Origin of the sequence: Xenorhabdus sp. Sc-CR9 (assembly GCF_963897815.1) — a bacterium.
GTDB lineage: Bacteria > Pseudomonadota > Gammaproteobacteria > Enterobacterales > Enterobacteriaceae > Xenorhabdus.
The window spans coordinates 1-13,537 of sequence record NZ_CAWQTY010000166.1 but is presented as its reverse complement, the minus strand read 5'-3'; the positions used below and the strand labels follow the sequence as shown (position 1 = coordinate 13,537).

Annotated in this window: 3 protein-coding genes and 1 pseudogene; 2 read left to right on the top strand and 2 right to left on the bottom strand. The window is 46.5% G+C overall.

The annotated features are described in order from the left end of the window. Positions 1-10,824: a non-ribosomal peptide synthetase gene (locus AACQ81_RS08115; RefSeq protein WP_237386951.1), complete on the top strand. Its 10,824-nt coding sequence runs from the start codon at positions 1-3 to the stop codon at positions 10,822-10,824. A 430-nt stretch (positions 10,825-11,254) separates the two neighbouring features. Beyond that, positions 11,255-11,881, top strand: a complete 627-nt coding sequence (locus AACQ81_RS08110; protein WP_237386950.1) for a beta/gamma crystallin domain-containing protein — start codon at positions 11,255-11,257, stop codon at positions 11,879-11,881. Positions 11,882-12,178: 297 nt separating this feature from the next. Here AACQ81_RS08110 and AACQ81_RS19705 read toward each other — a convergent pair whose 3' ends face one another. Then, positions 12,179-12,544, bottom strand: coding sequence for a hypothetical protein (locus AACQ81_RS19705; RefSeq protein WP_443089540.1), 366 nt, complete (start codon positions 12,542-12,544; stop codon positions 12,179-12,181). An 880-nt stretch (positions 12,545-13,424) separates the two neighbouring features. After that, positions 13,425-13,537, bottom strand: a pseudogene (locus tag AACQ81_RS08100) (IS30 family transposase); the annotation flags it as partial.

The following is a 13,537-nucleotide window of genomic DNA, read 5'->3' as shown; positions in this document are numbered from 1 at the left end:
ATGAGTAACAACGAACAGACCCTGCTTAAACTAAGACAAGCAGTACTCCAGAAAAAAATTAAAGAACGCATCCAGAATAGTCAGGTTGCGGAAAAAAACCAGATTATGCCAAGAAGTGCGGATCAACAGACCCTCCCTCTTTCTTGGGCACAGCAGCGCTTGTGGCTCTTGGCACAGTTAGATCCTGCGGCGCAGACGGCATACCACATTCCCGGCGGCCTTCGCCTGCAAGGGCATTTAGATTTGAATGCCCTGCAAGCCGCTTTGGACAGAGTTGTTACCCGTCATGAAATTTTGCGCACTACTATCAATATGGCGGAAGGTCAGGCCCGGCAAATCATCGGCGAACCCGATTCCGGTTTCTTTTTGGCTATCGAAGATATCAGCCACCTGCCAACAACAGAACAGCAAACAGCTGTTGAAGAAATATCCCAGCAGGAAACCAGCCAACCTTTCGATTTCTCACAAGGCCCCCTGATTAGGGGGCGGTTACTCCGTTTGTCTGAACAAGATCATATTCTGCTGTTAACGCAGCACCACATTATTTCCGATGGCTGGTCACTCAATATTCTGTTAGATGAACTATCCACGCTTTATCATGCATTCAGTGAAGGACAGGATGATCCCCTGCCTCCCCTGACTCTTCAGTATGCCGATTATGCCCTTTGGCAACGACAATGGTTACAGGGTGAGGTGCTGGAAAAACAGGTGAATTTCTGGCGTGATACGTTGCAGGGTGCCCCTGCTCTTCTGGAATTGCCTACTGACAGACCGCGACCGGAAAAACAAAGTTACGGTGGGGGACGTATTGATATCGCCCTATCACCAGAATTAAGTACCGGGTTGAAAACCCTCAGCCAGCGCCACGGAACAACCTTATTTATGACTCTGCTGGCAGGATGGGCAGCATTGCTTTCCCGACTCAGCGGACAAACAGATGTTGTAATAGGCACCCCCGTTGCCAACCGCCAGCACCGTGAATTGGAACCGTTGATTGGTTTCTTTGTCAATACATTAGCATTGCGGGTTAAGTTGGATGGCAATCCAACTATCAGCGATTTGCTGGCACAGGTCAGAAGCCATGCCCTAGAAGCCTATGCGCATCAGGATCTGCCATTCGAGCAACTGGTCGAAGTGCTGAAACCGCCCCGCAGTCTCAGCTACAGCCCGATCTTCCAAGTCATGATGTCGGTAGACAATACACCGGGACAACAGGATATCGAATTACCGGGAGCAACGATCAGTGCCATCAATCCCACCGAAAACATTTCACAATTCGCCCTGTCACTCTCGCTGAATGACACGGATAATGGTTTAATCGCCGACCTAGAATACTCTAGCGACTTGTTTGACCATGCCAGCGTTGAACGCATCGCCAGTTACCTGCAAACTTTGTTGACCGCGATGGTTGAGGATGATTCACAACGGGTAGAAAATTTACCGCTATTGCAACCGCAACAACGCGCCCAAGTGTTACTGGATTTCAATAATTCCGTCCTGCCATATCCAGAAACCCTGCTAATCCACCAAATGTTTGAGCAACAAGTGGAACGGACACCCGATGCTACCGCGCTGGTCTTTGGTGACAGCCAACTGAGCTATGCGGAACTGAACCGGCACGCCAACCAATTGGCTCATCATCTGATAGCTTCTGGTGTTCGTCCTGATGATCGCATCGCAATCTGCGCTGATCGCAGGCCCGATTTGATCATTGGTATATATGGCATTCTCAAAGCCGGTGCAGGTTATATCCCGCTCGATCCGGAATACCCTGCTGAACGTCTGGCCTATCAGTTATCAGACAGCAAACCCGTGTTATTGCTGACTCAACAACATTTACAGGCCCGTTTACCTCTACAAGGCATGAATGTTTGGCTGCTGGATGATGCAAGTCATCAAGAAAATGTGGCACAACAACCCAACCACAACCCTGATGCCCATCAGCAGGGGCTTGAGCCACACCATCTGGCCTATATTATTTATACCTCCGGTTCGACCGGAATGCCCAAGGGTGTCATGCTGGAGCACCGCAACGTAGTGGACTTTATCCATGCTCAGTTCGAAGCCAGTGAACCTGAGCCGGGTGATCGTATCCTGCAATTTGCCACTATTGCATTTGATACTTCGGTATCTGATATTTTCCCGACCCTTGCATCCGGCGCGACGCTGGTTCTGCGTCCGCCTCATATCAGAATACCGGATAACACTTTTGTCTCTTTCTTGCGGGAACAGAAAATTACTATCATCGATCTGCCCACTGCGTTCTGGCACCACTGGGTACAAGAGATGATGGCGGGTCGCAGTAGTTTCAGCCCTTATCTGCATACCGTTATTGTCGGGGGTGAAAAGGCAGAACACCGCCACTTAATGAATTGGATGTCCAATCCGGAAACGCAATCCTGCCGCTGGATCAACACCTATGGCCCGACTGAAACAACGGTTACCGCCACAATATTGACCTTAACACCATTGTCCTTAACACCGGATGATAAACACGCCCCGTACCTTGCTCACGATATTCCGATTGGCTATCCGCAGCCCAATGTCCATATTTATATTCTGGATACACACGGTCAGCCTGTTCCTGTCGGCGTGAGCGGTGAACTCCACATCGGTGGTGTCGGTGTCGCCCGTGGTTATCTGAATCGGCCTGATTTAACCGCAGAAAAATTTGTTGCTGATCCATTCAGCGAAAAAACCAATGCCCGTATGTATAAAACCGGTGATTTAGGCCGCTGGCTGCCTAATGGCATGATTGAGTACGTGGGACGCAATGATTTTCAGGTCAAAATACGCGGTTTCCGCATTGAATTGGGCGAAATTGAAGCACAACTGGCAAATTGTGAAGGTGTCAGCGATGTGGTGGTGATCGCCCGTGAAGAGGGTATGGGAGATAAGCATCTGGTGGCTTACCTGATCCCACACTCCGGTGTTATGCTCAGCCCATCTCACCTGCGTGAGCAACTCAGTACCCGATTGATGGATCATATGCTCCCCAGCGCGTTTGTCATGCTGGACGCTTTCCCGATGTCCGCCAACGGAAAATTGGATCGCAAAGCGCTGCCGGCACCTGATCGGACAGCTATCGTCAGCCGTGAATATGAAGCACCACAAGGAGAAACCGAGCAAAAATTGGCGGCAATCTGGCAATCCCTGCTGAATTTAGAACAAGTGGGACGCCAAGATAACTTCTTTGAACTGGGCGGGCATTCATTGCTGGTTGTTAATCTGATCGAACAGTTACGCCAGAAAGGTCTGTCTCTTGATGTCAGTGCTGTATTCTCTGCGCCAACACTGGTCGCAATGAGCGCCCTTATCCGTCAAAATACCGACCAAACCGCCACCATGCAGGAAGTTCCGCCGAACCTGATCTTCGAAGATAGTCAGGCCATTACCCCTGATATGCTGCCGTTGGTGGAATTAGAACAACATCAGATTGACCAGATTGTTGACCACGTAACGGGCGGTATTCCGAATATTCAGGATATCTATCCATTGGGACCCTTGCAGGAAGGCATTCTGTTCCACCACTTGCTGGAAACAGACGGTGATCTCTATCTGGATAACCATTTAATGGTTTTTGACAGCCGGGCGCGACTGGATAGATTCCTACAGGCTCTCCAGTATGTGATTGATCGACATGATATATTACGCAGCGCTGTCTACTGGAAAGAACTCCTCAAGCCAGTGCAAATCGTCTATCGTCAGGCTCCGTTGCCGATTGTTGAACATACGCTGTCAGTAGAAGAAAATGCCGAAACACAGTTGCGCCGTCTCACCGATACCAGTGCTGTACGGGTGAATATCACCCAAGCACCATTACTGGCGGCTCATATTGCTCAGGATCCCGTTTCCGAACAATGGATGCTTTCTTTGCTGTATCACCATTTAGTTTGCGACCATATCTCGCTGGATATTATCTTCAGTGAAATACAATCTCTGTTGTTAGGTGAGAGTGAAAACCTGCCGACACCTTTGCCTTATCGCAATTTTATTGCCGAGATCAGCAAAGTGCCGCTGGAAGTGCATCAGGCTTATTTCCGCGAACTGTTGGGCGATGTGGAAGAACCGACCCTGCCGTTTGGATTACTTGATGTACAGGGCGGAAACTTCAATGAAATAGTTGAAGATATCTTCACGCTGGATAGCGAACTGGCCTGCAATCTACGCGAATGCGCTCGACAATTGGGCATGAGTTCTGCTGTGCTGTTCCATGTAGCATGGGCACAGGTACTGGCACGATGCAGCGGACAGAGTGATGTGGTATTTGGTACGGTACTTCTGGGACGTTTACAGGGCGGGGTCGGTGCTTCCGAAGTACTTGGCATGTTTATCAATACCTTGCCTATCCGCGTCAAGTTACAGGCGCGTTCCGTTAAGCAAGCCGTTCAGGAAACTTATCAGCAACTAAGCGCATTATTGGAACATGAACAGGCACCATTGGCCGTTGCCCAGCGTTGCAGTGGTATTCAGGCTCCATTGCCGCTGTTTAACAGTCTGCTCAACTTCCGTCACAGCCCACGTGAAAATGAAGAATTATTATCAATGGCCTGGGAGGGCATTCAAGAGCTGGAGAGTGGAGAACGCAGTAACTACCCGCTGTCACTGGATGTGGATGATTTTGATGATGGCTTTTCTCTCATTGCCCAATGCAGTCAGCAGATTAATCCGGCCCGCATCAATGCCTATATGAATGCGGCACTGAAAGGGATTGTGGCAGCACTGCGACACGCACCTGAACATGCCATTGAAGCAATTGATATCCTGTCACAGACAGAGCGCAATCAATTGCTGGAAGTTTTCAATGATACCGCCGCAGATCTTCCGCAAAATACATTTATTCACCAGCTGTTTGAACAACAGGCAGAGCGCACACCAAATGCCATCGCGCTGGTTTTTGGTGATAGCCAGCTGAGTTATGCGGAACTGAACCGGCACGCCAACCAACTGGCACATAGCCTGATTGCGTCCGGCGTACGTCCTGATGATCGCATCGCAATTTGTGTTGATCGCAGTCTCGATATGATTATTGGCATGTACGGCATTCTCAAGGCCGGTGCGGGCTATATTCCGCTCGATCCGGAATACCCTGCCGAACGTCTGGCTTATCAACTATTTGATAGCAAACCCGCGTTATTGCTGACCCAACAACATTTGCAAAAACGCCTGCCAACACAGGGAATGAGCGTCTGGTTGCTGGATGATGAAACTCACCGCGGCAACGTGGCAAAACAGCCGGATCATAACCCTGATATTGGGCAGTTGGGGCTTCAGCCGCACCATCTGGCCTACATTATTTACACCTCAGGTTCAACAGGACAGCCTAAAGGGGTGATGCTGGAACACCGCAATGTGGTGAATTTTATTCACGCCCAGCACCAAACCAGCAACCCAAAACCGGGTGATCGCATCCTGCAATTCGCCACTGTGGCATTTGATACTTCGGTATCTGATATTTTCCCGACCCTTGCTTCCGGTGCCACACTGGTTCTGCGTCCGCCCCATATCAGAATACCGGATATGACATTTGTCTCATTCTTGCGCGAACAGAAAATCACCATCATGGATATGCCAACCGCGTTCTGGCATCACTGGGTACAGGAAATGATGGCGGGACGCAGCGGTTTCAGCTCCTATCTGCATACTATTATTGTTGGCGGAGAAAAAGCGGAATACCGCCATTTAGCGGGATGGCTGTCCAGTCCGGAAACCCAATCCTGCCGCTGGATAAACTCCTATGGCCCGACTGAAACGACGGTCATTGCCACGACATTGACGATCAATGACGAACATTCTCCGCATATTGCAGACAATATTCCGATTGGTCGCCCGTTGCCCAATACCCGCATCTATATTTTGGATAATCTCGGTCAGCCTGTTCCTGTCGGCGTAAGCGGTGAAATCCATATTGGCGGGGCAGGCCTCGCCCGTGGTTATCTGAACAGACCAGAACTGACGGCAGAAAAATTTGTTGCTGACCCATTCAGTAAACAACCCGATGCCCGCATGTATAAAACCGGTGATTTGGGGCGCTGGCAGCCCAATGGTATGATTGAATATCTGGGACGCAACGATTTTCAGGTCAAGATACGCGGTTTCCGCATTGAACTGGGTGAAATTGAAGCGCAATTGGCACACTGTGATGGTGTCAGCGATGCGGTGGTTATCGCCCGTGAAGAAGAGAATGGTGACAAGCGTTTGGTAGCCTATGTGATCCCACAAACCGGTGTCACACTCACACCGGCAAATCTGCGCGAACAACTCAGCATCGGCCTGATGGATTATATGCTTCCCAGTGCGTTTGTCATGCTGGATACCTTCCCGATGTCCGCCAACGGAAAATTGGATCGCAAAGCGTTGCCGGCACCGGATCATGCCTCCACCGTCAGTCGGGAGTACGAAGCACCGCAAGGCGAAATCGAACACAAACTGGCGGCTGTCTGGCAATCCCTGTTGAAATTAGAGCAAGTCGGGCGTTATGACAACTTCTTTGAATTAGGTGGACATTCCCTTCTGGTGGTCAGCCTGATTGAACAGCTGCGTCAACAGGGGCTGTCCATTGATGTCAGTGCCGTATTCGCTACCCCGACACTGGCTTCCATGAGCACTCGTCTAAGCCAGAATAGTGATCATGATACTGACGAACTGGCTGTTCCGCCTAATTTGATCCATGCAGACAGCCAGATCATTACACCTGATATGCTGCCCTTAGTGGATTTAACACAAGAACAGATTGACCAGATTGTTGCCCAAGTACCGGATGGTATTTCCAATATTCAGGATATCTACCCACTCGGGCCATTGCAGGAAGGTATTCTGTTCCACCATTTACTGGAAGAAGAAGGCGATACTTATCTCGAAAACATTCTCATGGGCTTTAACAGCCGGACTCTGCTGGATAGTTTCTTGCAAGCACTTCAGCAGGTGATTGATCGGCATGATATCCAGCGCAGTGCTTTCCATTGGAAAAATCTGCCCATGCCCGTGCAAGTTGTACTCCGTGACGCTCCGCTGCCGGTTACTGAATTCACGCTGCTATCAGGTGAAAATGCTGCAACGCAATTACAGCGCCTGACCAGCCCAGATACGATACGATTAGATATCACCAAAGCACCACTATTGGCAGCTTATATCGCTAAAGATCCTGAGACTGAACAATGGTGGCTGAGTTTATTACATCACCATCTGGTTTGTGACCATCTGTCACTGGAAATCATTTTTGGTGAAATACAAGCGATTCTCTTGGGCGAAGAAGACACACTGCCCTCTCCCCTGCCTTACCGCAATTTTATTGCCCAAATTCGTAAGGTGCCGATCGAAGTCCATAAAGCCTATTTCGAGCAATTATTGGGGGATATAGAAGAACCGACCCTACCTTTTGGATTGTTTGATGTTCAGGGCGGTAGCCGCGCTGAGCGTGATGAAATTGTGGAAGATATCTTCACTCTGGACAGTGAACTTGCACAGCAAATCCGTGATTGTGCCCGTAAACAGGGTATCAGTTCAGCCGTCCTGTTCCACGTGGCATGGGCACAGGTATTGGCACAATGCTGTGGTCGTGAGGATGTGGTCTTCGGGACCGTTTTACTGGGACGGTTGCAAGGAGGCACGGGGGCTTCTCAGGTTCTTGGTATGTTTATCAATACCCTGCCTGTCCGTATTCAATTACAGGGACGCTCTGTTCTGCAAGTGGTACAGGAAACTTATCAACACTTAAGTGAATTGCTGGAACATGAACAGACACCTCTGGCAATAGCCCAGCGTTGCAGCGGTGTTCAGGCATCTTTGCCACTGTTTAACAACCTGCTCAATTTCCGCCACAGTCCGCGTGATGATGAACAATCTGGTTCAACAGCTTGGGAAGGCATTCAACAAGTGGAAATTGAAGAACGCAGTAACTATCCGCTGTCGCTGGATGTGGACGATTTTAATGACGGTTACGAAATCACGGCCCAATGCAACCGGCAAGTTAACCCTGTACGCATCAATGCTTATGTCAATGAAGCACTGAAAGGCATTGTGGAGGCACTGCAACGTTCCCCCGGACAACCAATCCGCTCAATCAGTATTCTGCCTCCGGCAGAACGCATTCAGGTATTGGAGGATTTTAACGACACTGATTTGGATTATCCGCAGGATATGTTGATCCACCAATTGTTCGAACAGCAGGTGGAACGCACGCCTGATGCCACCGCACTGGTGTTCGGTCATGAACAATTGAGTTATACGGAACTGAACCGCCATGCTAACCAACTGGCACATCACCTGATTGCAGTGGGCGTACGCCCCGATGATCGCGTGGCACTTTATGTTGACCGCAGTCTGGATATGATTATTGGCATGTACGGTATTCTCAAAGCGGGAGCCGGTTATATTCCGCTCGACCCAGATTACCCTGCTGAACGGTTGGCCTATCAGTTATCAGACAGTCAATCCGCGTTATTACTGACTCAGAAACACTTGCAAGAACGTTTGCCAACGCAGGGAATGACCGTCTGGTTGCTGGACGATGATACTTACCGTGATAATGTGGCGAAGCAACCCGAACATAATCCTGATATCGGTCAATTGGGGCTTCATCCGCACCATCTGGCCTATATTATTTATACCTCGGGTTCAACAGGACAGCCTAAAGGGGTGATGCTGGAACACCGCAATGTGGTGAACTTTATCCATGTGCAACACAATACCAGTGAACCCAAATTGGGAGATCGTATCCTGCAATTTGCCACCGTGGCGTTTGACACCTCGGTATCGGATATTTTCCCGACCCTTGCCTCAGGTGCTACTTTGGTTCTGCGCCCTGCTCATATCCGTGTGCCGGATGAAGAATTTGTCGCCCTGTTAAATGAACAGCAAATCACCATCATAGATATGCCGACGGCCTTCTGGCACCTATGGGTGCAAGAAATAGCAGCAGGACGTTGTGGATTCGGCCGACACCTGCGTACAGTGATTGTCGGCGGTGAAAAAGCAGAACTGCGGCATTTAATAAGCTGGCAATCTATGCCGGAAACACAGTCCTGCTGCTGGATCAACACCTATGGCCCGACTGAGGCAACAGTCATAGCCACAGCTCTGACGCTGGATAAGCATCATGCTCCTGAGTTGACCAATAGCATTCCGATTGGCTATCCGCTGCCCAACACCCGCATTTATATTTTGGATGTGCTCGGTCAGCCTGCCCCTCTCGGTATGAGCGGTGAAATCCATATCGCCGGCGCGGGGGTTGCCCGGGGTTACCTGAATCAGCCTGATTTAACCGCAGAGAAATTTGTTGCCGATCCATTCAGCGAAAAACCTGATGCCCGTATGTATAAAACGGGAGATTTGGGACGCTGGCTGCCCAATGGCATGATTGAATATCTGGGACGCAATGATTTTCAGGTCAAGATACGCGGCTTCCGTATTGAATTGGGTGAAATAGAAGAACAATTGGCTACCTGCAAAGGGGTCAGCGATGCGGTGGTCATTGCCCGCGAAGAAGAAAGTGGTGACAAACGTCTGGTAGCCTATGTCATTCCACAATCAGGCGTCACGCTCACACCTTCCGAACTGCGTGAGCAATTAAGTGTCCGCTTGATGGAAAGTATGCTCCCCAGCGCGTTTGTCATATTGGATGCTTTCCCGCTGTCTGCCAACGGCAAACTGGATCGCAAGGCGCTACCCGTACCGGATGAATCCGCCATGATTACACAAGGGTACGAAGCGCCAATCGGAGAAATGGAAAATATCGTGGCTAACATCTGGCAAGAATGCCTCGGCTCAGGACGTGTTGGCCGACACGATCACTTCTTCGAATTGGGTGGGCATTCTCTGTTAACCCTGCAAATCGTGACACGCTTGCGTCAGGCTTTGAATATTAATGTCGCAGTACGTGATTTCCTTGCCCATCCGACCATCAGTGAATTTGCCGCGTTTATCCGGTTGGGAGCCTCTCTGACCCAACAGACAAATTTAGTGACTGTTCGTCAAGGCAGTCGTCAAGATAATCGCAAAGGTAACCACGCAGATAACGCCAAACCTGCACTGTTCCTTGTTCATCCTGTCGGAGGCGGCGTTGATTATGTTTACGAACTCGCCCCGTATATTGATGATAAGGAGATGGCGGTTTATGGGATCGTCGCCAATGATGTACAGGAGGAAGACGATACCCCAATCAGTTTGAAAGAGATGGCTAAAGAGTACGTTGAATGTATCCGTCAGGCACAAATCCAAGGGCCTTACTGCCTTGCTGGCTGGTCTGTCGGAGGTTCAATTGCCTATGAAATGGCCTGTCTCCTGATTGCGGAGGGTGAAACCGTGCATTTTGTCGGGTTGCTTGATACTCATTCCACCTATGAAAATACGTTTACTCAAGAAAAAGTAGAGGCTGGATTAAAGTTTGATGAAATTTTTACTTTCACCGAACACATACCAGACAATCTTCCCGATCGTTTGGGAGAACAAATCGAAAAACCGATACTTAAGCGTGATTACAGTGCAGTGTTAATGCTGACTCAAGAGAACAACCTGCTGCCGCAGGGCATTTCTCCTGAGAATATCAGGCAACATCTGCATCTATACCACAATATCTCAGTTGCCGCTTATTACCATGCTCCGTCGATATGTCCTGATGGCATGAATGTGACCCTATTCAGGGCGACGGAACAAGAACCAGATGCTGAACATAGCATTGCGCTTGGCTGGGATGAGATCATCCCGCCCGCTCAGTTGACCGTGATTAATATTACAGGTTCCCATGATACTATTCTGCAACAACCCAATATTCGATCGTTGGGTAAATTATTACTGGATGACATAGTCATTAAGCAAGATCATTAAGATATTTGGGAGCGCCGTATATACGGCGCTCTTATTATACTGAAAATTTTGTACTGTGTTTCCACATCTGTTTATGATAAGAAAAGAGATGTTTAATATCGGGCAACTAACTGAATACCTGAATATCTACTGTAACCAGATAATCAATGCTGTTAATTTTATTCAAAATGAGAGCGCCGAGTATTTTTACCAGAATATTATAAGCTATACTTACGGTAAAAAGGAATACTATTAAATTTAACTCAACTCTAATAATAATATACATTACAAATAAAAACGGCATTATTTAATTATCAGCAATAGTCCAAATTTAAATTAATATTTTTTAAAATCAGGCCTCAATATAAAACCCTCTCATTATGTTGACATAAAATCCAGCTTCCTTATTCTGGTCATTCACTACCACAATAAAAATCTGGAGAAAACAATCATGTCTAAAGACAAATTAGTCAATGGTGCTATATTTTATACTCAAAAAAATTATGCTGGAGATTCCTATGAATATCCAGAAAATAGTACAGAAGTAAATTTAATTGGTACTCCATTAAATGATAAATTTCTTTCCGTTGAAATTGGCACGAACTCAATTGTGTTTGCCTGGCGACATGGCAATGATAATCAGTCCGGGCAAATTTATCGTGAATGGGACACAAGCCAAGCCGATCTTAGTGATATTCAAGGATTATCTAAATTTGTTGTATCACCATCAAACCGTGAACTGTTAGCAGTGAAGTTAATTAACGAATCAGGTGTAGATCAAGTTTTCAGGGCAAATATCCAAACTTACAAAATCCCTAAAGCAGTAGAAATTTATTCAAATGGAGGTTATGAAATCGTTGGCTTAATACCGAAAGATGGTCAGGAATATGTTACATCCGTCGCGGTATTTGATCAGAACCACATTCCTGTTACTCAGGGTGCTATTTATTTTAAAGATAATGGTTCTGGCCTTGATATCATTACTTATGATACAACAAAACCTCCCTACATGCGGTTTGAAAATGCATCAGACTATCAAGTTATTTTGTATCTGGAAAATTTTACTACCCATAAGTAAGATAATCCTGAAATTATAAATAAAAATTCATTACTCTTTTTTAAATGTTATTGAAATAGAAAAAGGGCTGATAAATGATAAAATAGGCGTGCACTCTATATACACGCCTATTTTTAATTAATTACTACCAATGGAAAATCTTCATTCTTACAATAAATGTTATCCATCATTATTCATTCTTGATCGTTGACTATATCAGGTTTTTCCGGTGTCAGTCTGACCAATCTCCCATCTTACTTTTCCCGCTCAATTAGCAAGATCAATAAAGCTAAAAACGATTCCATTACTCTGTAATTATTATGCCACTCTGAATTTTTCTTCACCCGTTAATATCACCCACGATATTCTGGCGATCACCGGCCCAATACCGGAAATGGTGGTCAACCGTTGGCAGACATCGACCTCTTTGAAATACCTGTCAGTCATTGCGTTAAGTTCACTGATCCACGTCTGTAAACAGGATAATTGTTCAAGATACATCATGCCCAGATTTCTCAGGATAGGGGTTATCGCTGATTCACCGTCCTCGATAAACTCAAGGAGACCTTTTTTTAGTGAAGACAGTCCGGTCGGAAATATAACGCCTTCTTCTGAAAAAAGACTGCGGATCTGATTTGATTTTGCTGTTCTTTCCTGAATAGCCCCTTCCCGAGTTCGGTGCAATAACTATAATGATTGCAGCTCAGCACTTTTTTGGGCACACAGTGAATATTCGGTCTTGTTACCGCCATACAGATAGCAGCAGCATCATTAGCATCATTTCCGATGAGTAGCCTGCTCAAGAGTTGCAAAAAACCTCAATTACATTGTTTCGACATAATTTACGTTTAATAGTGGCTATACCCCGATGGTCCGTTCCATAAACCTGAAAAATATTCTTGGCAATATCAAGACCGATGATGAGATTAGGCATAATCCCCTCTCAAAGCTGGCTGGATTTGATTGATAAATTTCCATATTACTCCGTGAGGAGCGGGAGTTCATAACATCAGCTTCAATGAGTTCTGATGAAAATCCGTACTTTCTATCCTCATTATTCCAACATTGTATACCCATTGGATTTCAAGATGCAGCTTTGTTGGCTGCGCTCACTCACCCCGGTCACATAGTTATCTATGCTCCAGGGGATTCGTTCCTTGCCGTCGCGCTGCATCTTGAAATCCAATGGGTATAGATCATTTCCTTACTCACAGAAAAAGTTAAGATATATATATATTGGTTTCATAATGTATGTATATTCAGAACACCTAAAAAGTGTTTCACCATATATTCTAAACACATGACCAATTATTTATTATAACCTATTGATTGTAAATTAATCATTAGCAAGACGTTAATCACGTTTTTTATAATAACCATTTCATCTTCATTCTCTCCGTAGTTCAATAATTATACTTATGTTATGGTGTTTTTTATTTTAAAATTAATCACAAAAAAACCATTAAAATAACAATTAACTAAATCCTTAAATACAATTACCTTCCTAGTGCTTTTTAGTAAAAAAATCATTTCTTCTTATAGAAAAGACTCTTGGATTCACATATTAAGCGCAACATCGTAATGAACGAAGTAAATGAGTGGGGATACCTTTAAATAACTCATTCGGTGTTTTGTAATCTCGTGTTTTACGAGGACGATTATTTAATCGGTTTGCCA